The organism is Rhodanobacter sp. L36, assembly GCF_009765755.1.
GTDB lineage: Bacteria > Pseudomonadota > Gammaproteobacteria > Xanthomonadales > Rhodanobacteraceae > Rhodanobacter.
The window spans coordinates 998,809-1,022,602 of the sequence record NZ_LMUV01000002.1 but is presented as its reverse complement, the minus strand read 5'-3'; the positions used below and the strand labels follow the sequence as shown (position 1 = coordinate 1,022,602).

Sequence of the window (23,794 nt, the reverse complement as noted above, 5' to 3'; positions counted from 1 at the left end):
ACGTAGGTTATTACGAAGTTAGTTCAAGAAATCACGAAGGTCAACACTTTCCTAACCTTTATTTCTCCCCGCCTTCCGTTCAATATTGTTCAGATAGGCCTAAACATCGCCGTTTTCCACAGGTTGCAGATATGGATACGCAAAAAAACACGACCGTTGCTGGCGCAGGAAGCTTCGCCGAACGCATCAAGTTACTAATCCAACGGGTGGGAAGTGCTACGGAAATCGCCAGAATGTGCGGTTTTTCCGAAGGCGTTGTCCGCAGCTGGAGAGATGGCAATACCGACCCTTCTCGAGCGCGATGCGTCACGTTGGCTCGGACGTTGGGTATTTCGTTGGTATGGCTGGTCGCGGGCGAGGGCAGCCTGCAGATTGACTCCACGACCTTGAACATGGACGAGCAGTACACCTCGGAGAAGGTTTCCGCCCCACGCTCTATAGGTGGAGCGAAATTTTCCACCCACGCCCAGCCCGATGGCGGCGGAGTCGATACGCAACGGCTGAACACCGCGATGCGTATCCTTCAGTCCGAGTTGAGCCTTGCCAATAGCGACCTCTCGCTGGCGGAAAACACGGATTTGCTCAGTCAGCTCTACGACATTCTTGGCCCAGGCGGTTCACACGTAGATCCAATCGCGATGGTGACTTTCAACCATCGACTGGCGGAACGTCTCAGACAAGGCGGCAATCTGGCCTGATTCGATCAGCAAAAAGGCGGCCAGGAGGCCGCCTTTTTTTGTTGGGTCCCGACGTCGTTTCTACAAAAGGGAAATATCGGCGATCGCACCAAACTGAGCCTTCAACTGACTGAGCAGCGCCAGTCGATTTGCTCGTATCGCTGGATCGTCGGCGTTTACCAGTACGTTGTTGAAAAAGACATCGACGGGTTCCTGCAACTCTGCCAAGCGATCGAGCACCGCTGCGTAATTTCCGACAGAAAGCGCCGCAGTAGTATCCCGTTGCGCCGCCGACAGCGCTTGCGCCAATTCGTGCTCGGCGCCCGTCTCGAACCGAGCGGGATCAACCGCAACGTGGAGCGTACTTACACCGACCTCATCCGCCTGTTTGCGCAGGATGTTTGCGACTCGCTTGTTCGCCGCTGCAAGGCTCACCGCTTCCGGTCGTCGGGAAAATTCTGCGATGGCGCGCAGACGACGATCGAAATCCGCCAGGCTATTTGGCTGCACTGCGAGAACGGCCTCAAACTGCGCATTTTCGAAACCCTGCTCTGCGTAGTAACCGCGCAGGCGATCGAACACGAAATCATAAAGCTCGTCGACCAACATGGTCCGTCGCTGGCCGGAACTCAACGCGGGTAGTTTGCCATCCTTGCCTGGCTTGAGTCCCGACTGGATCGCGGTATCGGATAGCAGCTCCAGTGATTCAGTAAAGCTGCCACGCAAATCGAGGTCGAGACCACCCTCGATCAGGGTGCGCGCGAGACCAAGCGCGGCTCGACGCAACGCAAACGGATCCTTATTTCCGCTCGGCTTCATGCCCACGGCGAAGATGCCGGAAAGCGTATCGAGTCGCTCGGCCACCGCAAGCACCTGACCCAGCTTGTCGGCGGCGATGGCATCGCCCGCGAAACGTGGCTGATAGTACGTATCGAGAGCGTCGGAAACTTCGGCTGATTCACCGTGATGCGCCGCGTAGTAACGACCCATGGTGCCTTGAAGTTCGGGGAATTCGCCCACCATGCGTGTCAGCAGATCGCATTTGCTGATAGAAGCTGCGCGCGTTGCCAAGGCTGCATCGACACCCACGCGGTTGGCGATAATACGCGCCAGTTCCGCAACGCGTACGCTCTTGTCCCACAGGCTGCCCAGCGCCTGCTGATAGGTCACCTGCTTGAGCTGCTCCTGATAGGCATCCAGCGGCGTCTTCAGGTCTTCGTCCCAGAAAAACTTGGCGTCGGCAAAACGTGGTCGTATCACACGCTCATAGCCTTTTCGGATTTCGGACGGCTCCTTGCTTTCGATATTGGCAACGCCAATGAAGTGCTCCGTCAGCTTGCCGGCCACATCGAATACCGGCACGAATTTCTGATTCGCCACCATGGTGGTGACCAGAGCCTCAGGCGGAACTTCAAGGAATGCACGATCGAAAGTGCACGTGATCGCCATCGGCCACTCGGTGAGGTTGGCGATCTCGTCCAGCAGCGCTTCGTCCAGGCGAGGAACGCCGCCGGTCGCCTTCGCTGCCAAGGCGACCTGGTCGCGAATGCGCTGCCTGCGCTCCGAGGGATCAGCCAAGACTTTCGCCGCCTTCATTGCATCCAGCCAGCCATCGGCATCGGCCACATGCACTGGCTTGGGGTGCATGAAGCGATGGCCGCGTGACTTGCGCCCGCTTTGCAATCCAAGCACTTCGCCGTCCACAATTTCTGCGCCGTGCAGAATGACCAGCCAGTGCACGGGTCGCACGAAGTTGTAGTCGTGATCGGCCCAGCGCATGGGCCGTGGAATCGGCAGCAACTTGAGCGCCTCGGCGACGATATCGGGCAATAGTGCGGCAACCGACTGACCGGGTTTGACCGAGCGCCACACGTACCAACTGCCTTTGTCGGTCTCGAGCTTTTGCAACTGCGCGACATCCACGCCGCAGGACTGAGCGAATCCAATCAGCGCTTTGGAAGGTTGTCCCTCCATGTCGGTCGCCGCGCTCAGCGCCGGGCCGCGTCGTTCGATCACCTGTTCAGGCTGCGTCGTCGCCACCTCCGGAATGTGTACCGCGAGACGACGCGGAGATGCGTACGCTTTCGCCTGATCGACATCCGCACGAATGCCGAGTTTGCCCAGTCCATCGCAAATGCCGCGCAGGAAAGCTGCCGATAATTCATCCAGCGATTTCGGCGGAAGCTCTTCGGTACCGAGCTCGATCAGTAACGGCTTGTGCTCAGCCATGGGCGGCCTCCTTCATTTTCCTGAGGCCGGGAAAACCAAGTTTTTCGCGCTGCGCCACATAGGTTTCTGCGACAGCTCGCGAGAGCGCGCGCACACGCAGGATGTAGCGCTGGCGTTCGGTCACGCTGATGGCGCGACGCGCATCGAGCAGATTGAATGTGTGGCTCGCCTTCATGACCTGTTCGTAAGCGGGAAGTGGCAGGTTGGCTTGGACGAGCTTGTTCGCTTCGCCTTCGCAGACGTCGAACCAATGCAGCAACTCCGGCACGTTGGCGTGCTCGAAGTTGTAAGTGCTTTGTTCCACCTCGTTCTGGTGGAACACATCACCGTACGTGATGGTGCCGCGCGGACCATCGGTCCAGATCAGGTCGTAGACGTTGTCCACGTTTTGCAGATACATCGCGAGGCGTTCGAGTCCGTACGTGATCTCGCCGGTCACCGGCCGGCATTCAAGGCCACCAGCCTGCTGGAAATACGTGAACTGCGTCACTTCCATGCCGTTCAACCAGACCTCCCAACCCAGGCCCCACGCACCAAGCGTGGGCGATTCCCAGTTGTCCTCCACGAAGCGCAGGTCATGCACCAGCGGATCGAGCCCGAGCTCTTTCAGCGATCCGATATACAGATCGAGGATGTTCTCGGGGTTGGGCTTCATTACGACCTGGTACTGGTAGTAATGCTGCAAGCGATTCGGATTGTCGCCATAGCGGCCATCCGTCGGACGGCGCGACGGCTGCACGTAGGCTGCCGCCCAAGGCTCCGGACCGAGCGCGCGCAAGAATGTCGCGGGGTGGAAAGTGCCCGCGCCGACCTCAGTGTCGAGCGGCTGCAACAGCACGCAACCTTGGGCTGCCCAATAGCGATTGAGCGTCAGAATGACGTCCTGGAAAGTTCGCGCGGACATGGTTTTCCGTGACCGTGGATAAGCGCGTTAGTATAGCTGCAGCTTGCTTTCCTACCGGTTCGGGCGAGCAACAGCACGATGGGGGACATCACGGGAATGGCCGCTTCACCTCAAATTGCATCCTTGCTTGGTCGCCGAGGCCGACTCGAATTGGACGATCTGCTGGCGGCACTGGTCGTCGACGGTTTTCTGCTTGCGGAGGATGCCAAACAGGTTCGAATGGGCGCGCGCGCCGGACGCAGCGTGGTCGAATTGCATCCGCTCGTTTTGATCGCCAATTCCAAGCTGCCCAATCAGCGCGAACCTGGCCGACCTTTGAGACTTGAAGCGTTGACGGAGTGGCTCGCAGGCCATGCCGGCCTGCCGTATCTCAAGATCGATCCGATGAAGATCAACGCATCGAGCGTGACCCAGGTTGTCAGTCACGCGTATGCGCAGCGTCACAAGATCCTACCCGTTGCTGTCGCGCCCGGCGAAGTCACCTTCGCAACCTGTGAGCCGTTCGATGCCGCATGGGCTACGGACTTGGCGCAGATGATTCGTCGCGACGTGAAGCGCGTCGTGTCGAGCCCGATCGATATCAATCGTTATCTGCAGGAGTTCTACGGCGTTCAACGTTCGATCCAGATGGCGCAGGACGCCAAGGCCTTTGGCAGCGACGCGTCATCGGCGATTCTCAACTTCGAGCAGCTGGTTGAACTGGGAAAGACTGGCGAAGTCGGTGCCGACGATCGCCACGTCGTGCACATCGTCGACTGGCTGCTGCAGTACGCATTCGAACAACGCGCGTCGGATATCCACCTGGAGCCAAGGCGCGAAACCGGATCGATGCGCTTCCGTATCGACGGACGCATGCACAAGGTGTTCGAACTGCCGTCGCCGGTGATGACGGCCGTGACGGCGCGAATCAAGATTCTCGCGCGCATGGATGTGGCCGAGAAGCGCCGGCCGCAGGATGGCCGCATCAAGACGCGCTCGTCACTGGGTCGCGAAGTCGAGTTGCGCATCTCCAACATGCCCACGGCGTTCGGCGAAAAAGTGGTGATGCGCATTTTCGATCCCGACCTGGTGGTCAAGGATTTCGCGCAGCTCGGATTTTCCGCTGGCGAAGACGCCAACTGGCGAAGCATGGTGGAGCGCCCGCACGGCATCGTGCTTGTCACAGGGCCAACAGGTTCGGGCAAGACAACGACCCTGTATTCCACACTGAAGCACCTGGCCACGCCGGAGCTCAACGTTTGCACGGTCGAAGATCCCATCGAAATGGTCTCGCCGGAATTCAACCAGATGCAGGTACATGCGGCGATCGACTTGGATTTCGCGGCAGGCGTGCGAACGCTGTTGCGACAGGATCCGGACATCATCATGGTGGGCGAAATTCGCGATCTGGAAACAGCGCAGATGGCCGTGCAGGCTTCGCTGACCGGCCATCTCGTGCTATCCACGTTGCACACCAACGACGCACCGAGCGCGGTGACGCGACTGCTTGATCTTGGCGTGCCGCATTACCTGATCCAGTCCACCTTGACCGGTGTGGTGGCGCAGCGTTTGGTGCGAACACTCTGCCCCCATTGCAAGCAGGAAGCCACGCAGGATCCGCAAGAGTGGACCGTACTCACGCATGGCTGGTCACTCCCCGTGCCCGAGAAGGTTTTCAAGCCGCTCGGTTGTCTCGAATGTCGCAACACGGGCTTCATGGGTCGCACCGGCATCTACGAAATGATGAAGGTGTCGCCACGTTTACGCTCGCTGATTTCCGCGCAACTCGATCTGGGAAATTTCGGTCAGGCGGCACTGACCGAAGGCATGCGACCGCTGCGCATTTCCGCAGCCGATCAAGTGGCTGCCGGACTCACGACGGTGCAGGAAATTTTGACCGTGTTGCCACCGATAGAGACATTCGACGACACTCAGCCCTGACGCCTGCCTGATCGTTCGCAACTTGATGAAACCCATTTTGATCATCCGGACTGGCCGCGCGCCGGATCCCATTCGTGCAAGGCATGGCGATTTTCCGCATTGGTTTCGGATCAGTACCAAGCTGCCGCTTCGATATCTGCGCACGATCGATGTCACAGCAGGGGAAACCTTGCCGCCGCCTCGCGACGTTGCAGGCGCGATGATCACCGGCTCGGCATCGATGGTGACCGAGCGACTGCCCTGGAGTGAACGCACGGCGGGCTGGATTCGTGATGCCATGGACATCGATCTGCCGTTGTTCGGCGTTTGCTATGGGCATCAATTGATGGCGCATGCACTGGGTGGCCGTGTGGACTATCTACCCGGCGGCCGTGAAATCGGTACGCAATCCATCGAGATGTTTCAGGGGCATGAAAGAGATCCGCTGCTGTCCCGGCTTCCAATCATTTTTCGCGCCCATACGACGCACGAGCAAAGTGTGATCGAACGTCCCGGCGAATCTTCGGTGCTTGGGCGTTCATCGCGTGATCCACATCAATTGCTGCGTTATGGATCGCGCGCGATCAGTACCCAGTTCCATCCTGAATTCAATGCCGACATCATGCGCGCCTACATTCATCGCAAACGCACGGACATGCGGCGTGAGGGCGCGGATCCGGCGCTGATCTTCAAGGCGGTCGCTGCAACGCCGGTTGCGCGCAGATTGCTGCAGGCTTTCGCCAGCCATTGCGGATGGCTAGATTGCAGCATGCACGTATCGCCTGCTGCTTCAGCCTCGTAAGCGACGCGCTATCTGCTCGCGCGAAAACAGCGCAAACACGACCCCAAAAAGAAATCCGCCGATGTGTGCCCACCATACATACGCGCCGTAGCTAGGTCCCACGTAGCTAAATAGCAGCTGCAAGAGAACCCATATGCCGATCAGCAAGAACGCGGGCACTCGAACGAATTCCATGTAAAGCCCGAGCGGAAGTACCAAGCCGAGCTTGGCCCGTGGGAACAATGCTACATAGGTGCCCACGACCGCCGATACGGCTCCGCTGCATCCAATAATCGGCAATCGTACACCTGCGAGCGACAGCGCCCCGATCAGATTGGCGACGATGCCGCCAAGAATAAATAGTAAAAGAAATCTCAGCGAGCCCAGTGCACGCTCTCCCGGCAAACCGAAAATGACCAGAAAGAGCAGGTTGCTTAGCAGATGCAGCCAAGCGACGTGGATGAACAGCGCGGTAAACAAACGCAGTAACGCTGGATCCGTCAGCTGCGGCAGCAATGCTTCGTGCGCATTGAAAACATTGGCTGGAACCGTGCCCCATTCCAGCAAGAGTGATAGACGTTGTGGCGTCGGCGTCAACGCCAAGCCGACAAAGCACACGACACATAACGTCACTATCAAAAGTGTCGCCCAGTGCCATCGTGGCCGCTTGCGTGTTTCAACGTGGACGAACAACATGCGCTCCAACTTCAGGGTGTTAAATGATCATAGGGTATTGCGATAGAAGTCTTCTTTTAGCCCGCCATCTACCGCTCAACAGAGGCGGTTCTTGCAGCAAGGCGGCATGCGCAAAGTCGGCAATCAAGAAAATCGACACACTCATGCACATTCGATCACGAGGATGGCTCCATGGCTGCGCGTATGGCTGGGTTGTAGCCGCCCCATTCTGAGAAGCCTCAGGTCAATCACTAGCCATAAAAAAAACCCCCACCGAGCGGTGGAGGTTTGGGTGTAAGGCCCCTGGCGGTGACCTACTCTTGCATGGCAAAGCCACACTACCATCGGCGCATGCGCGTTTCACTTCTGAGTTCGGGATGGGATCAGGTGGTACCACGCCGCTATGGCCGCCAGGGAAGGGGTGGGAACAGCGCTGTGTGCGCCAGTTCCGCATAGGGTGTAAACGAGTGACAAGCGTCGAGGTGAATACGAATCGGGATCGTGCTTAAGGAACGAAGCGTCTTGGGGTTATATGGTCAAGCCTCACGGCTCATTAGTATCAGTTAGCTCCATGCATTGCTGCACTTCCACACCTGACCTATCAACCACCTGGTCTTGATGGTGCCTTAAGGAGAGTCAAGCTCTCGGGAGATCTCATCTTGGGGCGTGCTTCCCGCTTAGATGCTTTCAGCGGTTATCACTTCCGTTCATAGCTACCGGGCAATGCCATGGGCATGACAACCCGAACACCAGCGGAACGTCCACTCCGGTCCTCTCGTACTAGGAGCAGCCCCCCTCAAATCTCCAACGCCCACGACAGATAGGGACCGAACTGTCTCACGACGTTCTGAACCCAGCTCGCGTACCACTTTAAATGGCGAACAGCCATACCCTTGGGACCGGCTACAGCCCCAGGATGTGATGAGCCGACATCGAGGTGCCAAACACCGCCGTCGATATGAACTCTTGGGCGGTATCAGCCTGTTATCCCCGGAGTACCTTTTATCCGTTGAGCGATGGCCCTTCCATACAGAACCACCGGATCACTATGACCTACTTTCGTACCTGCTTGATCCGTCGATCTCGCAGTCAAGCACGCTTATGCCATTGCACACAGTGCGCGATGTCCGACCGCGCTGAGCGTACCTTCGTGCTCCTCCGTTACTCTTTGGGAGGAGACCGCCCCAGTCAAACTACCCACCATACACGGTCCCTGACCCGGATTACGGGCCTAGGTTAGAACGTCAAGCACTTCAGGGTGGTATTTCAAGGTTGGCTCCACGCAAACTGGCGTCTGCGCTTCAAAGCCTCCCACCTATCCTACACAGAAGAACTCAACGTTCAGTGTAAAGCTATAGTAAAGGTTCACGGGGTCTTTCCGTCTTGCCGCGGGAACGCTGCATCTTCACAGCGAATTCAATTTCACTGAGTCTCGGGTGGAGACAGCGCCGCTGTCGTTACGCCATTCGTGCAGGTCGGAACTTACCCGACAAGGAATTTCGCTACCTTAGGACCGTTATAGTTACGGCCGCCGTTTACTGGGGCTTCGATCAAGAGCTTCGCCTTGCGGCTGACCCCATCAATTAACCTTCCAGCACCGGGCAGGCGTCACACCCTATACGTCCACTTTCGTGTTTGCAGAGTGCTGTGTTTTTGATAAACAGTCGCAGCGGCCAGGTTACTGCGACCCTTCAACGCTCAGTCACGCATGTGACCACGTCAAAGGGCGCACCTTCTCCCGAAGTTACGGTGCCATTTTGCCTAGTTCCTTCACCCGAGTTCTCTCAAGCGCCTTGGGATTCTCACCCTGCCTACCAGTGTCGGTTTGCGGTACGGTTTTTCTATAGCTGAAGCTTAGTGGCTTTTCCTGGAAGCGTGGTGTCAGTCACTTCGCCCAATAGGGCTCGTCTCGGTGCTCGGCATAAAGGGTCCCGGATTTGCCTAAGACCCATGCCTACCGCCTTTCCCCAGGACAACCAACGCCTGGTAGACCTAACCTTCTCCGTCCCCACATCGCACTATAGAAAAGTGCAGGAATATTAACCTGCTTCCCATCGACTACGCATTTCTGCCTCGCCTTAGGGGCCGACTCACCCTGCGCCGATGAACGTTGCGCGAGGAAACCTTGGGCTTTCGGCGTGGGGGCTTTTCACCCCCATTATCGTTACTCATGTCAGCATTCGCACTTCCGATACCTCCAGCAGACTTTACAATCCACCTTCACAGGCTTACGGAACGCTCCTCTACCGCGTACACATAAATGTGCACACCCCGAGCTTCGGTGCATCGCTTAGCCCCGTTAAATCTTCCGCGCAGACCGACTCGACCAGTGAGCTATTACGCTTTCTTTAAAGGGTGGCTGCTTCTAAGCCAACCTCCTGGCTGTCTATGCCTTTCCACATCGTTTTCCACTTAGCGATGACTTTGGGACCTTAGCTGCGGGTCTGGGTTGTTTCCCTTTTCACGACGGACGTTAGCACCCGCCGTGTGTCTCCCGTGTAGTACGTGTTGGTATTCGGAGTTTGCCATGGTTTGGTAAGTCGCGATGACCCCCTAGCCATAACAGTGCTCTACCCCCAACAGTATTCGCACGAGGCGCTACCTAAATAGCTTTCGAGGAGAACCAGCTATCTCCGAGTTTGTTTAGCCTTTCACTCCTATCCTCAGCTCATCCCCATCTATTGCAACAGATGTGGGTTCGGTCCTCCAGTGCGTGTTACCGCACCTTCAACCTGGCCAAGGATAGATCACTCGGTTTCGGGTCTACTGCCAGAGACTATGCGCCCTATTCAGACTCGATTTCTCTTCGCCTCCCCTATACGGTTAAGCTTGCCACTGACAGTAAGTCGCTGACCCATTATACAAAAGGTACGCAGTCACCCATTTAAGGGCTTCCACTGCTTGTACGTATACGGTTTCAGGGTCTATTTCACTCCCCTCTCCGGGGTTCTTTTCGCCTTTCCCTCACGGTACTAGTTCGCTATCGGTCAGTCAGTAGTATTTAGCCTTGGAGGATGGTCCCCCCATGTTCAGACAAGGTTTCACGTGCCCCGCCTTACTCAATTTCACACAAAATGTCTTTTCGTCGACTGGGCTATCACCATCTATGGCCGGGCTTTCCATCCCGTTTGACTAAAACATAATGTGCTTTTGGGCTAGTCCCCGTTCGCTCGTCGCTACTCAGGGAATCTCGGTTGATTTCTTTTCCTCCGGGTACTTAGATATTTCAGTTCCCCGGGTTCGCCCTGCATGGCTATGTATTCACCATGCAGTACTCCTTGCGGAGTGGGTTTCCCCATTCGGACATTGCCGGATCAAAGCTTGTTGCCAGCTCCCCGACACTTTTCGCAGGCTGCCACGTCCTTCATCGCCTCTGACTGCCAAGGCATCCACCGTATACGCTTAGTCGCTTGACCATATAACCCCAAGTCGCCTCGGGGCCGATCCCTTTTACAGAATCATGTCCAAACCACTTCGTTACTTGCCTTAACACTTGTCTCGGTTCGGTTCGAACCAAGACGCTTGTCACTCGTTTACAGATTTTCAAAGAACATCACGCCGGCCTCAATGCCGGATGATTTCAAATCTTTTGTGTGCAACACATCCGCCGCTTTCATGCAGCACCAAGTGGTGGAGCCTGTCGGGATCGAACCGACGACCCCCTGCTTGCAAAGCAGGTGCTCTCCCAGCTGAGCTAAGGCCCCAAGAAAATCCTTGGAATAATGGTGGGTCTGGGTGGACTCGAACCACCGGCCTCACCCTTATCAGGGGTGCGCTCTAACCACCTGAGCTACAGACCCATACAACTTGGGCCGTTCAGGCCAGCATGCTTGGTTAACATGCGGATGTGCAGGTGTCTTGTGTGGACGTCTTGCGAATGAAGAATTCGCGACTGTCTTTCTCGAAAGGAGGTGATCCAGCCGCACCTTCCGATACGGCTACCTTGTTACGACTTCACCCCAGTCATGAACCACTCCGTGGTCGTCGTCCCCCTTGCGGTTAGACTAACGGCTTCTGGAGCAACTCACTCCCATGGTGTGACGGGCGGTGTGTACAAGGCCCGGGAACGTATTCACCGCGGCATAGCTGATCCGCGATTACTAGCGATTCCGACTTCACGAAGTCGAGTTGCAGACTTCGATCCGGACTGGGATCGGCTTTCTGGGATTGGCTCCACCTCGCGGTATTGCAACCCTCTGTACCGACCATTGTAGTACGTGTGTAGCCCTGGCCGTAAGGGCCATGAGGACTTGACGTCATCCCCACCTTCCTCCGGTTTGTCACCGGCAGTCTCCTTAGAGTTCCCGACATTACTCGCTGGCAACTAAGGACAAGGGTTGCGCTCGTTGCGGGACTTAACCCAACATCTCACGACACGAGCTGACGACAGCCATGCAGCACCTGTGTTCTGATTCCCGAAGGCACTCCCGCATCTCTGCAGGATTCCAGACATGTCAAGGCCAGGTAAGGTTCTTCGCGTTGCATCGAATTAAACCACATACTCCACCGCTTGTGCGGGCCCCCGTCAATTCCTTTGAGTTTCAGTCTTGCGACCGTACTCCCCAGGCGGCGAACTTAACGCGTTAGCTTCGACACTGATCTCCGAGTTGAGACCAACATCCAGTTCGCATCGTTTAGGGCGTGGACTACCAGGGTATCTAATCCTGTTTGCTCCCCACGCTTTCGTGCTTCAGCGTCAGTGTTGTCCCAGATGGCCGCCTTCGCCACTGATGTTCCTTCCGATCTCTACGCATTTCACCGCTACACCGGAAATTCCACCATCCTCTGACACACTCTAGCTGTCCAGTATCCATTGCCATTCCCAGGTTGAGCCCGGGGATTTCACAACAGACTTAAACAACCGCCTACGCACCCTTTACGCCCAGTAATTCCGATTAACGCTTGCACCCTTCGTATTACCGCGGCTGCTGGCACGAAGTTAGCCGGTGCTTATTCCTCGGGTACCGTCAGCCCCACAGGTTATTAACCCGTGGTATTTCGTTCCCGATAAAAGTGCTTTACAACCCGAAGGCCTTCTTCACACACGCGGCATTGCTGGATCAGGCTTGCGCCCATTGTCCAATATTCCCCACTGCTGCCTCCCGTAGGAGTCTGGACCGTGTCTCAGTTCCAGTGTGGCTGATCATCCTCTCAGACCAGCTATCGATCGTCGCCTTGGTGAGCCATTACCTCACCAACTAGCTAATCGAACATCGGTCCGTCTGACCGCGCGAGGTCCGAAGATCCCCCGCTTTCTCCCGTAGGACGTATGCGGTATTAGCGTAAGTTTCCCTACGTTATCCCCCACGTTCAGGTAGGTCCCGATGCATTACTCACCCGTCCGCCACTCGCCACCCACAGAGCAAGCTCTGCTGTGCTGCCGTTCGACTTGCATGTGTTAGGCATGCCGCCAGCGTTCAATCTGAGCCAGGATCAAACTCTTCACTTAAGTTTTCGACAACCTCGTCCTTGCAGACTCAGCCATCTATCTTTCCGAAGCGTTAGTTCCCAACCAATCAAAACTCATTACTGACTTTTTACTTGGTGGGACGCTTGCATTTATTTGGACAGGTCGTAACCCTCCATCGCAAGACGTCCACACAATTCACCTGCGCACACTGTCAAAGATCAACCACTTGTCACCGATTCCTCGATGACGCCCCAAGACATTTCGTCCCGGGTGAGCCGCCCATTCTATATCGTTTTTAGTGGCCGTCAACACTCTCGAAAGCTTTCCAAGAACATCGACCCCCGCCGAAACGACGCTTGGGCGACAGTGGGCCGCGCATCATACGAGGTGTGGAAAAAAGCACAAGCGTTTTCTTCACAACAATGCTTCGTGCTCGTGCACCGCTCACTCGGACGTGAGGCGCACGCGGGCAAAATTTCGCTTGCCTACCTGCAATACACCTTCGAAGCCTGCGTGGAAGATGCGCTGCGTGTCTTCCACGACTTCGGCGTCGATGCGAACCGCACGCTCCTTCAATTTGCGGTTGGCTTCGGAGTTGCTCGCGGTGATTCCCGCTGCAGTAAGCAGCGATGGCAGGCGCATTCCTTCCGCACTTACCTTGATGTCGGTGAGCGGCAATGAAGATGTGTCGCCCTCGCCACGAACCACGGCATGCCAACCGGTAATCGCCTGCTCTGCCACCGATGAATCGTGAAAACGCGTCGCCAACTCTCGCGCCAGCACCAACTTGGCATCACGCGGATTGAGTTGCCCTGATGCGATCTCGCCCTTCATCCGAGCCATGTCGTCCAACGATGTGTCGAAACTGAGCAGCTCGAACCAGCGCCACATGAGCTCGTCGCCGATTTTCATCGTTTTGGTGACGATGTCGATGGCCGGCTCGTTGATGCCTATGTAGTTGCCGAGGGACTTGGACATCTTGTTGACGCCATCGAGCCCTTCCAGCAAAGGCATGGTGAGCACGATCTGCGGTGGCTGTCCGTGATGCTCCTGCAGCGCGCGCCCCATCAGCAGATTAAATTTCTGGTCCGTGCCACCGAGCTCGACATCGGCCTTGAGCGCTACTGAGTCATAGCCTTGCACCAGCGGATAAAGGAACTCGTGGATCGCGATCGGCTGCTGCGCTGCATATCGCTTGGTGAAATCGTCGCGCTCCAACATGCGCGCCACGGTGTGTTGCGCGGCGAGCTTGATCATGTCCGCCGCGGACATCGAACCAAACCACTCAGAATTGAAGCGCAACTCGGTGCGCTCTTTGTCCAGCACCTTGTAGACCTGCTCGGCGTACGTCTCGGCGTTCGCCAGTACATCCTCGCGAGTCAATGGCTTTCGCGTGACGTTCTTGCCTGTGGGATCTCCGATCATGCCGGTAAAGTCGCCGATCAGGAAAATCACCTGATGCCCCAAGTCCTGAAACTGGCGCATCTTGTTCAGAAGAACGGTGTGGCCCAGATGCAGATCCGGCGCGGTCGGATCGAACCCGGCCTTGATCCGCAGCTGCCGACCTGTCTTGAGTCGTTCTGCCAGATCCTCGCGCTTGATGATTTCATCGGCGCCGCGCGCAATCGTCGCCAGCGCCTGCTCAAGCTCGCTCATGCATTTCTCTCTGGATAATGTTGAAAGGACCACGGTCGAATATGACGAGCGTGCCGCCAGCGTTAATTGTGCGTTAACCAACAATGTCGCGCAAACCCTTGATGGAAAAGGCGTTGACGACCTCTGCACATGATCGTTATGGTACGACCTGTTTGTTACTTTGTACTGCGGGGCTCAGACGGCATGGCTGAAGAAACTCAGGGGGCGCGTTCTGCGCGCAAGCAAGCCATCTGCCGCAAGGCGCAGCGTCGACATTCCCATTTCTACGAAAGTTGTGCGCATTGGTCGTTCAACCGTTCGGGAGATGTCGAACCGATCCACTGGCATCGCGAACGCTGGGTGCTCGCCGGCACCGCGCTGCTAATCACCTTGCTTTCCGGTTTCATCATGCCTGCGTGGGCGAGTGCCATGCGTCCTGTTGTCGTGCCGGAAGCGCATTCGATTCTTCCGCTGGCCTTGCCGAAGGTAGCCGCCATCAGCGCACCCTTGCCGACGGTCGACGACTGGCAGGTTGTGCGAGTACAGCCAGGCCAAACACTCTCGGACATCTTCACCGGCCGCGGTCTCAGCATGACCGACTTGCAGAAGGTGATGGACGCATCCGGCAATGCGAGGACAGCGCTGCACAACATTCGGCCCGGGGAAGAATTCGACTTCCTGCTCGGCAGCAGCGGCAATCTGAAGGGCTTTCGTTTCGACCAGGACGACAGCAACCGCGCCACCATCCGGCTCGATAAGGCGAATGCCACAGTGGCGGTGCAAAAGCGCGACCTCGATCTTCGCGAACAGGTAGCGCACGGCGTCATCAACAGCAGCCTTTATGCTGCCGGTGATCAGGCCGGCATGAATGCGGCGATGGTTGGCAAGCTGGCCGATCTGTTCAAGTACGACGTCGATTTCGTGCAGGACCTGCGTGTCGGCGACAGTTTTACCGTGATCTACGATGATCTCTATCGTGATGGCGTCCGCTTCGGTGAAGGCAACATCATCGCTGCCGAATTCATCAACCAAGGCAAGCGTTACACCGCTTACCGATTCAAGAAAGCAGACGGCAACTACGGCTGGTTCAGCGAAGATGGACGTCCAATCCAGAAATCGTTTCTGCGCATTCCGGTCGATTTCACGCGTATCTCTTCGACGTTCAGCGCTGGACGCCTGCATCCGATTCTCGGACTCATGCGTGCCCACAAAGGCGTCGACTACGCCGCGCCTACGGGCACGCCCATCCACGCCGCCGGCGATGGCACGATCAAGTTTCGTGGCTGGATGAACGGCTACGGTAACTTCGTGATCATCCAGCACAACAACACGATCAGTACCGCGTATGGCCACATGTCGCGCTTTGCCAACGAACGCATCGGTCAGCACGTGACGCAGGGCCAGGTCATTGGGTTCGTCGGCATGACCGGTCTCGCCACCGGCCCGCATCTGCACTACGAATTCCGCGTCAACGGCACGCAGCGTAATCCGCAGACCGTGACTTTGCCGCAGCCTGAGCCGCTGCCTTCGGTGCAACTTGCCCGCTTCAAGTCGCAGGTAGTGAAGCCGCAGATGGCGCGCCTTACCGAGCTTGACGACCGCATGAAACTGGCGCGCGTGAACGCACCGGCCAACAACGACAACTGAGCGTGAGCGCGACTGCCACGCTCTACCTTGGCCTGATTTCCGGTACCAGCGTAGACAGTATTGACGCGGTACTCGTCGATTTCGCCGATGCGCTGCCTCATCCCGTAGCTGTTCACAGCCATCCCTGGCCCGATTCCCTGCGCACACGCATGCTGGCGATTGCCCAGGGCGAAGCTTCGCTCGACCTAGATGCGTTTGGCCGTCTGGACGTCGAAATCGGCCATGGCTTTGCCGACGCCGCGCTGGCGCTGCTTGAGGAGAGCAATACGCCGTCGCGGAACGTTCGCGCGATTGGATCGCACGGACAAACCGTTCGCCATCGACCCGGCGGCGATTATCCCTTCACGCTTCAGATCGGCGATCCAACCGTCATCGCCGAGCGCTGCCATATCGATGTGGTCGCCGATTTCCGGCGCTCCGATGTTGCCGCGGGCGGGCAGGGCGCACCATTGCTGCCTGCGCTGCACGCCATGCTGCTGGCGCGATCCGGGCACACACGCGTCGTTTTGAACCTGGGGGGCATTGCCAATATCACCGTACTCGGTGCGGATGGCGGCGTTCTGGGTTTTGATACCGGTCCCGCCAACGGTTTGCTTGATGCGTGGTGCCTTCGCCATCGTGGCGAGCCATTCGATCGTGATGGTGTATTCGCCCTGAGCGGAAAAGTCGATCAAGCGTTGCTCACCGCGCTGCTGGCCGACGATTATTTCGCACTTTCACCGCCGAAAAGTACCGGACGCGAACATTTTCACCTGGCATGGCTGACCACGCATCCGCGATTTGCATTGCTGTCTCCTGCCGATGTGCAAGCCACCTTGCTGGAATTGACGGCTCGCAGTGTCAGCACCGCCATTGTCGAACATGCGCCATTGGCTGACGAGGTGTTGATCTGCGGTGGTGGCGTGCACAACGGGGCGCTGGTGCGCCGACTGGAAGCGTTGCTTCCCGGGCGATTGCTGCGCAGCACGGGGCACTACGGCGTCGATCCGGATTTTCTCGAAGCCACGGCGTTCGCTTGGCTTGCGCGTCAGCGAGTACTGGAACTTCCCGGCAATCTGCCCGCTGTCACGGGCGCGCGCGGGCCACGTGTGCTCGGTGCGATCTATTCGTCGAAGTCGTTCGTATCGTCAGAGCGTATGCTCTCCGGCGCCAACTGAGTCGGCCGCGTTTTCGCGAGCGCCTGCAGCGCTTCCTGAAAAACCATTTTTTCTTCGCTGTCCCAATGGCCGCTGAGCACCGTCAACGCCTGGGGATCACGCAGGCTTTCACTGAACTCCTGCGCGGCCGACAAACCCAGGCCATTGCGCAAGGCGTTCAACAGCACGTCGTTGACCGAGCACTGGCGCTCCTTGGCCAGCGACTTGATGCGCTCGACCAGCAAACCTTCAACGTGCTGCACGACCATGTCAGGCATAGATGCCACTCAGTAGTTACGCTCGAACTTTATACTCTCACCAACCTGTCCCGGCTTTGAAAAAATTGCCGTGTCAGGTTCGTGAACGTGTCTCTGTTATCAACGCGGCCTTGCCAGTTCGGCGCGATGAATGGCGCCGCGCAGTGCAATGACGAGAAGCAAACCCGGGATAGCCGACAAGGCCGTAATCACGAAGAAGCTGGACCACCCCACCTGTGGCACCAGCCACGCGGCAAGAGGGCCCAGAAACACGCGACCCACCGCTGAGAGTGAAGAAAGCAGCGCGTATTGGGTCGCCGAAAAACGAACATTGCACAGCGACGTCAGTAACACCACGAACGCCGTGCTGCCCATGCCACTCACGAAATATTCGACGGATACCACCGTGCCCATCGCGTAGACGTCCGGCCCGCTGCGAACCAGCCATATGTAAAGAAGGTTGACCAATGCCTGGGCAACGCCCAGACCAAGCAATGCAGGAAACAGGCGCATGCGCGTGACGATCCAGCCGCCGGCCAACGCACCCAGGAATCCCGCAACGAGGCCGAATATCTTGCTGATGGTACCTATCTGGGTGAGCGAGAATTTCGGAACCCGCAGTAGAAACGTGGTCGAGAGCGACAGCGCGAAGGCGTCGCACAGCTTGTAAAGAACCATGAGCGCCAGCCAGGCCAGAGCCAAGGCACCGTAACGCTGGAAAAAATCCGCGAAGGGCTGAATCACCGCGTCGACGAAACTTCGTGCAGGTTGCTCGTCTGGCGCATCTGGTGACCACGCAGTAACCAGCGTCGCCACGAGCATCAACGCACCCATCAGTCGATAGACCCAGGTCCATCCAAAATGATCCGCAAAAGTCAACGCCAGCGCACCGGATACCAGCATGCCCAATCGGTAACCACCCTGTGAAAACGCGGTACCCCAGCCGCGTTCAGCAGGCGGTAGGAGATCCGTGCGATGCGCGTCATACGCGATGTCCTGCGTCGCCGATCCGAACGCCAGCACCACAGCCAGAAATGCCAGCGTGCTGCCGGCGCCCTGCGGCGAAAAAAAACTCATGCCGATGAGTGCCGCGCCGCAAACAAGCTGCATCAGAAAAATCCAGCCGCGACGCCGGCCAAGAAACGGCAACGGCAGGCGATCGAGCAAGGGCGCCCACAGAAACTTGAACACGTAGGCCTGGCCAATCAGCGTGATCCAGCCGATTGCCTTCAGGCTCATTCCTGCAGTGGTGAACCACGCTTGCAAGGTTCCCAACGACAACGCAAGCGGCAGGCCGGAAGCGAATCCCAGCAAGCCGATGCTGAGCACGCGCCATTCTCGACCCGGCAAGCGCGGATCGAGCGCCGGCGCATCGCCAAGATCAGTCGGCATAGTCGACGACGTACGGCGCGTGGTCGGAGAAGCGCTGATCGCGATACACCGAACATGCCTGAAGACGATCGCGCAACGATGGCGTGACTACCTGGTAGTCGATGCGCCAACCGACATTGTTGACATGCGCCTGGCCGCGGTTGGACCACCACGTGTACTCAACCGCATCGGGCTTCAGCGCACGAAAACTGTCGATCCAGCCGCGCTGCTGGAACAACAGGTCCAGCCATGCACGTTCTTCGGGAAGGCAGCCGGAGTTCTTCTGGTTGGAGCTCCAGTTCTTGATGTCGTTCTTTGTGTGCACGATGTTCCAGTCGCCGCAGATCACGTAGTCACGTCCGCTGTTCAACCATTGGTCGAAGATCGGCTCGATCCACTCCATCACCTTGAACTTGAATTGTTGGCGTTCGTCGCCGGAGGATCCGGAGGGAACATACAGCGACACGACGCTGAGGTTGCCGAAGCGTGCCTCGATGTAGCGGCCTTCGTTGTCGAACGCGTCCCAGCCCAGCTCGGTGCGCACTTCATCCGGCTCGCGCCTGGCATAGATGGCCACGCCGCTGTAACCCTTCTTGCTGCTGGCATCGCGATAAAAGCAATGATGGCCGTCCGGACGGAACATCGGGTCACTCAGCTGGTCTTCCTGCGCCTTGGTTTCCTGCACGCAGACCACGTCGGCTTGTTGGCCGCGCAACCACTCGAAGACACCCTTGTTGGCCGCAGAACGTATGCCGTTGGCGTTGAGGCTGATGATGCGCATGGAGTCTCCCGACAGTGATGGGCGATCATATCAACCCGGACCGCAGGCATCGGCCATCTCCATGCATGAAGGTAGCTTGATTCGCGTCGAACCCGTCAAGGCATGGCCACAGCCTGCGCTGGAGGCGTTGCACGTGTCGGAATCGCAACGCAGATATGTCGGCCGCGTCGCGGACATGCTGGCCGATGCGGCGGTGTGCCCAGGCAGCGAGGCCATGACGATCGTGCATGACAATACGGTCATCGGTTGTTATCGAATTGACGACAGCGCGCGCAGCGTCAGTGGCCGGGACTTCGATCAACCTGCGCTCGGCTTGCGCAGTTTCTTCATCGACCGCTGCTGGCAAGGTCGCGGCTTCGGTCGTGCGGCAATGGATGCGTTGATCACCGATGCCATGCAGCGGCACCGTTACGCAGGCCTGCTGGTTCTGACCGTGCACACCACCAACACGATCGCGTTGAAACTCTACCGGCGTGCCGGATTCACCGACAATGGCGAGCTGTACCATGGCGGGCACGGCGGTCCACAGCATCTACTGCTGCGATCGTTGCCCTGATATCCCGACACTTGCGAGCGATCCGTGCACGACTATCAACGCAACTTCATCCAGCTGACCCTCGAACGCGACGTGCTTCGCTTCGGCGATTTCATCTTGAAATCGGGGCGCCAAAGTCCGTACTTCTTCAACATGGGTCGGATCGATTCCGGTGCCGCGCTGGCGCAACTGGGACGCGCCTATGCCGATGCACTGGTGAATTCCGGGCTCGCCGTCGACATGCTTTTCGGCCCGGCCTACAAAGGCATCGCGCTCGCCGCCGCCACGGCCATTGCGCTCGCCGAGAAACATGAAATCGATTTGCCCTGGGCGTACAACCGTAAGGAAGCAAAAGACCACGGTGAAGGCGGGTCTCTCGTCGGCGCGCCGCTCAAGGGTCGCGTGCTGATCGTCGACGATGTGATGACGGCGGGCACGGCGGTGCGCGAATCGCTGGCGCTCATCCGCGCCCAGGGCGCCGAACCTGCGGGCGTGCTGATTGCGCTGGATCGCCAGGAACGCGGCCAAGGCGATCGTTCCGCGGCGCAGGAAGTGGCGCACGACAACGGCATTCCGGTGATCGCGATCACGGGCCTCGACCACGTGCTTGCGTACGCTGGCGAACGACCAGAGCTGGCGGCGGAACACGCGCGTCTGCTGGCCTATCGGCAGCAATACGGCGTGCATCAATGAATCCACTCCCGCGATCTCCGTCACAAGCGCGACAACAGGCGCAATGCGCGCCTAGGCAGCGCGGAGGCCGTGGTTATACTGGCGGCCAAGGGGAGATTCCATGCGCAAACTTTTGACCGTTCTTGCTTTCACCACGCTATGCACGAGTGTCTGCGTGCATGCGCAAAATACCGGCAACGTCCGGTATCGCTGGCACGATGCTCAAAACCTGCCGCATTACAGCGACAGCCTCACCACCGAGGCGATGAAATATGGCTACGACGTTGTCAACGATCGCGGCATTGTCGTCCAGCACGTTTCGCGTCAACTGAATGCCGAAGAGCGCGCGGTCGCGAGCAAGCTCGCCGAGCAGCAGGCCGCTAAAGACCATGCCGCGCAGGAAGTGGCCGACGCCGAGGCGCAGATGCTCTCGGCGTATCCGGACGAGGAAACCTACCGCATTTCGCAGCAGCAGGCGCTCGATACCATCGATCAACAGATCCTGACCACGCAGATCAACCTGCGTAGCCAGGAGAAGGCGCTGACGGATCTTCTTGCGCGCGGCGCGGACATGGAGCGAAACAAGGAAACCGTGCCGAAGTACATCGTCGACGGCATCGCCAAGCAGCGCGACGTGGTGACGGGGCAGAGAAACACGCTCACGCATTTGCAGGATGTGCGATCGCAGACCGTGCAGCAGCAGGCACAGCAACTGCAGCGTTATCGCGTGCTCAAGGCGGCACAGCTCAAGGGGTCGCAGGGCGACGACGCGCATTGACTCTGCGAACGCAGAACAAAAAAAGGGCCGGCATATACCGGCCCTTTTCGTTTCAGAACTAGCAACTCAAAACGGCATCTTCAATTTGAAGTCCACGGCGAGCAGTTGCTTGCGGAACACCTGTTGTATCCGCTTGAGCGCCGTTTGATTGTCCGCCTCAAAACGCAGCACCAGCACAGGCGTGGTATTGGAAGCACGCACGAGCCCCCAGCCGTCCGGCCAGTCCGCACGCAAGCCGTCGATGGTGACGAGGCTGGCGTCTTCGAAGCTTGCCTTCTGGCGCAGCTTGTCCATGAAGGGATAACTCTCGCCTTCGGCCAGTTCGATCTTGAGTTCGGGTGTGGACACGCTCTTCGGCAGCGTGGCGAAAATTTCTTCCGGTGTTCGCGACTGCTGGTCGCCCGCGAGAATTTCCATCAATCGCGCGGCGGCATAGATGCCATCGTCGAAACCGTACCAGCGCTCCTTGAAGAAAAAATGTCCGCTCATTTCGCCGGCGAGTTCGGCGCCGGTTTCGCGCATCTTGGCCTTGATCAGCGAATGCCCGGTGCGCCACATCATCGGGCTGCCACCGGCGTCGAGAATTTGTCCCTTGAGATGACTGGTGCACTTGACGTCGTAGATGACGGTGGCGCCGGGTTGCCGCGACAGCACGTCGCGCGCGAACAGCATCAGCAGGCGATCGGGAAAAATGATTTCGCCGGCTTGCGTGACCACGCCAAGGCGATCACCGTCGCCATCGAACGCCAGGCCGAGATCGGCGCTGGTCTGTTTCACCGAGAGGATCAGATCCTCGAGATTGTGCGGATCGGACGGATCGGGATGATGGTTGGGAAAGGTGCCGTCGACGTCGCAATACAACGGAATCACTTCGCAGCCGACGCCTTCCAGCACCTGCGGCGCGAGTGCGCCGGCGATGCCGTTGCCGCAATCGACGACCACCTTGAGCCGGCGCTCCGCCAAAACGTCGGAGACGATCTTTTCGATATAGTCCGGCGCCACGTCGACCTGGCGCAGGTTGCCGCGGCCGTCGCCGTCGAGCGCGCCGGTAGCGATGCGCTGATGCAAATCCTGGATCGCGCCTTCGGACAGGGTTTCTCCGCCGACCACGATCTTGAACCCGTTGTAGTCGGGCGGATTGTGGCTACCGGTCACCGCGACGCCGCAGCCGGTGTTGTAGCGATAGGCCGCGTAATAGACCACCGGCGTCGGCACGGCGCCGATATCGATCACATCGATGCCGGCTGCGCGCAGACCATCGCCCAGCGCACCGGCCAGTTCCGGACCGGATAGACGTCCATCCCGGCCCACCACGATTTCGCGCAGGCCTTTCTCGTTCATCAGCGTGCCGATGGCCTGGCCCAGCGCATGCGCCACGTCCTTGTTGAGCGTCTGACCGACGACGCCGCGCACGTCGTATGCGCGGAAAATGCTGGGATCAACGGCAATGCTCGGCACGGCCGGCGCGACGACTTTTACCGGCGACGGGTCGTCGGCAGGCGTGGCGCGAACGCGCTCGATCTTGGATGGCAAGGGGACATCCTCTTCGACTTGCGGCGACGGCTTCGCTTGCGGCCCCCAACGTATGCGCAACAGGAAGATACCGCCGCCCAGACCCAACAGGGTCAGCAGCAGGCTCAGAATCCAGGAACGAGGCAGCAAGATGAATTCGTCGGGCAGGCCGGCACCGATGCTGAATGCGCTGCCTGCAATCGGCAAACTGGTTGTTTCCGCGACTGCCGAAGGCGCGCCGTGCGACAGCAACTGCACGCTGCCATGCTCATCTCCCTGACGCAGGTCGAGACGACCGGACCCCGGTGAAATGGATTCAAAGCGCTGTTGAAACGGCGCGAAAGGCATTTCAACCCAGGCCCAGGCTTGCGTTCGCTGCGGCGGCCCCAGCGGAATCACCAGGCTCAGACGGCGATCGGTGGACCCGTGCGAAGCGCTCTGCATCAGCGGCATGCCTGCCGCGCTTTGCGCGATCATCAGTTGCGCTGCTTTGGCATAGCCGAATTCGCGGTAGTTGGCGTGCAATACCTCGTTCAAATCGCCGCTGTAAAACTCAAGCGTCTGCGCCTGCGGCAATTGCTGGTGCACGGCTGCGGCGGTGCCTTTGGGATCGCTCATGGCAACGGATGGATCGACCGTGGCGAGCACTTTCTCGACCTTGGCGCGCTGGATGGCGACGTAGTCCGTCAGTTCGCGCGCGGCCGTTGCCTGTGCAGCGTGAACCGCTTCGATGGCGCGCCCTTCGGTGGCGATGAGCCAGGTTTGCCAGGCGCAGAAAAGTCCGAGCAGCAGCAGCAAGGTGGCTCCGGCCAATGGCAGCAGGCGCCTCCAGTCGACTTGCAAACGTTCGGTTGCGATCTTTATCGCCATCTCTTGTCCCCGCGCGAGGCGCTGG

At 58.4% G+C, this 23,794-nt stretch carries 16 protein-coding genes, 2 tRNA genes and 3 rRNA genes; 8 read left to right on the top strand and 13 right to left on the bottom strand.

The features are described 5' to 3' along the window. Positions 1 to 131 precede the first annotated feature (131 nt). Positions 132 to 698, top strand: a complete 567-nt coding sequence (locus tag GSQ73_RS04350) for a helix-turn-helix transcriptional regulator (RefSeq protein ID WP_158881311.1) — start codon at positions 132 to 134, stop codon at positions 696 to 698. A 60-nt stretch (positions 699 to 758) separates the two neighbouring features. Here the strand turns inward: GSQ73_RS04350 and glyS are convergent, their stop codons facing one another. Beyond that, complete coding sequence (gene glyS / locus GSQ73_RS04345; protein ID WP_158881309.1) at positions 759 to 2,906, bottom strand: glycine--tRNA ligase subunit beta; 2,148 nt, start codon at positions 2,904 to 2,906, stop codon at positions 759 to 761. Further along, entirely contained in the window at positions 2,899 to 3,810 is a 912-nt protein-coding gene (gene glyQ, locus GSQ73_RS04340) for a glycine--tRNA ligase subunit alpha (protein WP_158881307.1), read from the bottom strand. Before glyQ ends, glyS begins: the two co-directional genes overlap by 8 nt. A 96-nt stretch (positions 3,811 to 3,906) precedes the next feature. Here glyQ and GSQ73_RS04335 point away from each other — a divergent pair, with 96 nt between their 5' ends. Beyond that, positions 3,907 to 5,730: a GspE/PulE family protein gene (locus tag GSQ73_RS04335; protein ID WP_158881305.1), complete on the top strand. Its 1,824-nt coding sequence runs from the start codon at positions 3,907 to 3,909 to the stop codon at positions 5,728 to 5,730. Positions 5,731 to 5,755: 25 nt separating this feature from the next. Further along, positions 5,756 to 6,511, top strand: coding sequence for a glutamine amidotransferase (locus GSQ73_RS04330; protein WP_158881303.1), 756 nt, complete (start codon positions 5,756 to 5,758; stop codon positions 6,509 to 6,511). On the opposite strand, the gene GSQ73_RS04325 is transcribed toward GSQ73_RS04330, so the two are convergent. From GSQ73_RS04325 to tyrS, 7 genes are all read right to left on the bottom strand, one after another. After that, positions 6,500 to 7,183 carry a rhomboid family intramembrane serine protease gene (locus tag GSQ73_RS04325; RefSeq protein WP_158881748.1) on the bottom strand — a complete coding sequence of 228 codons (684 nt, stop codon included), beginning with the start codon at positions 7,181 to 7,183 and terminating at the stop codon, positions 6,500 to 6,502. The genes GSQ73_RS04330 and GSQ73_RS04325 overlap by 12 nt on opposite strands. Positions 7,184 to 7,466: 283 nt before the next feature. Continuing rightward, a 5S ribosomal RNA gene (gene rrf / locus GSQ73_RS04320) occupies positions 7,467 to 7,580 on the bottom strand. Positions 7,581 to 7,697: 117 nt separating this feature from the next. Beyond that, positions 7,698 to 10,581 (bottom strand): 23S ribosomal RNA (locus GSQ73_RS04315). 212 nt (positions 10,582 to 10,793) lie between these two features. Continuing rightward, a tRNA-Ala gene (locus GSQ73_RS04310) sits at positions 10,794 to 10,869 on the bottom strand. A gap of 19 nt (positions 10,870 to 10,888) precedes the next feature. Then, positions 10,889 to 10,965 (bottom strand) — tRNA-Ile (locus GSQ73_RS04305). A gap of 104 nt (positions 10,966 to 11,069) precedes the next feature. Continuing rightward, positions 11,070 to 12,614, bottom strand: a 16S ribosomal RNA gene (locus tag GSQ73_RS04300). Together the 16S, 23S and 5S rRNA genes with 2 tRNA genes alongside form the textbook arrangement of a ribosomal RNA operon. 405 nt (positions 12,615 to 13,019) lie before the next feature. Further along, positions 13,020 to 14,231 (bottom strand): tyrosine--tRNA ligase, encoded by a 1,212-nt coding sequence (tyrS, locus tag GSQ73_RS04295; protein ID WP_158881301.1) that lies wholly within the window; start codon positions 14,229 to 14,231, stop codon positions 13,020 to 13,022. Between the two features lie 183 nt (positions 14,232 to 14,414). Here tyrS and GSQ73_RS04290 point away from each other — a divergent pair, with 183 nt between their 5' ends. Both GSQ73_RS04290 and GSQ73_RS04285 read left to right on the top strand, forming a co-directional pair. Next, the gene (locus GSQ73_RS04290; RefSeq protein ID WP_158881299.1) at positions 14,415 to 15,857 is read left to right on the top strand and encodes a peptidoglycan DD-metalloendopeptidase family protein; all 1,443 of its coding nucleotides are present in this window, start codon (positions 14,415 to 14,417) and stop codon (positions 15,855 to 15,857) included. A 2-nt stretch (positions 15,858 to 15,859) separates the two neighbouring features. Beyond that, on the top strand, positions 15,860 to 17,014 hold the full coding sequence (locus GSQ73_RS04285; RefSeq protein ID WP_158881297.1) for an anhydro-N-acetylmuramic acid kinase: 1,155 nt from the start codon (positions 15,860 to 15,862) through the stop codon (positions 17,012 to 17,014). Here GSQ73_RS04285 and GSQ73_RS04280 read toward each other — a convergent pair. The 3 genes from GSQ73_RS04280 to GSQ73_RS04270 all read right to left on the bottom strand — a co-directional run bounded on the left by GSQ73_RS04280 (position 16,960) and on the right by GSQ73_RS04270 (position 19,402). Beyond that, complete coding sequence (locus GSQ73_RS04280) at positions 16,960 to 17,271, bottom strand: hypothetical protein (RefSeq protein WP_158881295.1); 312 nt, start codon at positions 17,269 to 17,271, stop codon at positions 16,960 to 16,962. The genes GSQ73_RS04285 and GSQ73_RS04280 overlap by 55 nt on opposite strands. Before the next feature lie 99 nt (positions 17,272 to 17,370). Next, positions 17,371 to 18,642 carry an MFS transporter gene (locus tag GSQ73_RS04275; RefSeq protein WP_158881293.1) on the bottom strand — a complete coding sequence of 424 codons (1,272 nt, stop codon included), beginning with the start codon at positions 18,640 to 18,642 and terminating at the stop codon, positions 17,371 to 17,373. Beyond that, on the bottom strand, positions 18,632 to 19,402 hold the full coding sequence (locus tag GSQ73_RS04270) for an exodeoxyribonuclease III (RefSeq protein WP_158881291.1): 771 nt from the start codon (positions 19,400 to 19,402) through the stop codon (positions 18,632 to 18,634). The genes GSQ73_RS04275 and GSQ73_RS04270 overlap by 11 nt, the downstream gene beginning before the upstream one ends. Positions 19,403 to 19,463: 61 nt before the next feature. Here GSQ73_RS04270 and GSQ73_RS04265 point away from each other — a divergent pair, with 61 nt between their 5' ends. The 3 genes from GSQ73_RS04265 to GSQ73_RS04255 all read left to right on the top strand — a co-directional run bounded on the left by GSQ73_RS04265 (position 19,464) and on the right by GSQ73_RS04255 (position 21,387). Further along, on the top strand, positions 19,464 to 19,958 hold the full coding sequence (locus GSQ73_RS04265; protein ID WP_158881289.1) for a GNAT family N-acetyltransferase: 495 nt from the start codon (positions 19,464 to 19,466) through the stop codon (positions 19,956 to 19,958). A 24-nt stretch (positions 19,959 to 19,982) separates the two neighbouring features. Further along, positions 19,983 to 20,630 (top strand): orotate phosphoribosyltransferase, encoded by a 648-nt coding sequence (gene pyrE, locus GSQ73_RS04260; protein WP_158881288.1) that lies wholly within the window; start codon positions 19,983 to 19,985, stop codon positions 20,628 to 20,630. A 100-nt stretch (positions 20,631 to 20,730) separates the two neighbouring features. Further along, a complete protein-coding gene (locus tag GSQ73_RS04255) occupies positions 20,731 to 21,387 on the top strand; it encodes a DUF4124 domain-containing protein (protein WP_158881286.1) in 657 nt (218 codons plus the stop codon). Positions 21,388 to 21,453: 66 nt separating this feature from the next. Here GSQ73_RS04255 and GSQ73_RS04250 read toward each other — a convergent pair whose 3' ends face one another. Beyond that, positions 21,454 to 23,769 carry a phosphomannomutase/phosphoglucomutase gene (locus GSQ73_RS04250; protein WP_158881284.1) on the bottom strand — a complete coding sequence of 772 codons (2,316 nt, stop codon included), beginning with the start codon at positions 23,767 to 23,769 and terminating at the stop codon, positions 21,454 to 21,456. Positions 23,770 to 23,794 lie beyond the last annotated feature (25 nt).

Coding starts and splice junctions, on each gene's coding strand:
- tyrS (WP_158881301.1), bottom strand. CDS start 14,231: ATGAGCGAGCTTGAGCAGGCGCTGGCGACGATTGCGCGCGGCGCCGAT.
- glyQ (WP_158881307.1), bottom strand. CDS start 3,810: ATGTCCGCGCGAACTTTCCAGGACGTCATTCTGACGCTCAATCGCTAT.
- glyS (WP_158881309.1), bottom strand. CDS start 2,906: ATGGCTGAGCACAAGCCGTTACTGATCGAGCTCGGTACCGAAGAGCTT.
- GSQ73_RS04290 (WP_158881299.1), top strand. CDS start 14,415: ATGGCTGAAGAAACTCAGGGGGCGCGTTCTGCGCGCAAGCAAGCCATC.
- GSQ73_RS04270 (WP_158881291.1), bottom strand. CDS start 19,402: ATGCGCATCATCAGCCTCAACGCCAACGGCATACGTTCTGCGGCCAAC.
- GSQ73_RS04280 (WP_158881295.1), bottom strand. CDS start 17,271: ATGCCTGACATGGTCGTGCAGCACGTTGAAGGTTTGCTGGTCGAGCGC.
- GSQ73_RS04255 (WP_158881286.1), top strand. CDS start 20,731: ATGCGCAAACTTTTGACCGTTCTTGCTTTCACCACGCTATGCACGAGT.
- GSQ73_RS04250 (WP_158881284.1), bottom strand. CDS start 23,769: ATGGCGATAAAGATCGCAACCGAACGTTTGCAAGTCGACTGGAGGCGC.
- GSQ73_RS04335 (WP_158881305.1), top strand. CDS start 3,907: ATGGCCGCTTCACCTCAAATTGCATCCTTGCTTGGTCGCCGAGGCCGA.
- GSQ73_RS04330 (WP_158881303.1), top strand. CDS start 5,756: ATGAAACCCATTTTGATCATCCGGACTGGCCGCGCGCCGGATCCCATT.
- GSQ73_RS04350 (WP_158881311.1), top strand. CDS start 132: ATGGATACGCAAAAAAACACGACCGTTGCTGGCGCAGGAAGCTTCGCC.
- GSQ73_RS04275 (WP_158881293.1), bottom strand. CDS start 18,642: ATGCCGACTGATCTTGGCGATGCGCCGGCGCTCGATCCGCGCTTGCCG.
- GSQ73_RS04265 (WP_158881289.1), top strand. CDS start 19,464: ATGCATGAAGGTAGCTTGATTCGCGTCGAACCCGTCAAGGCATGGCCA.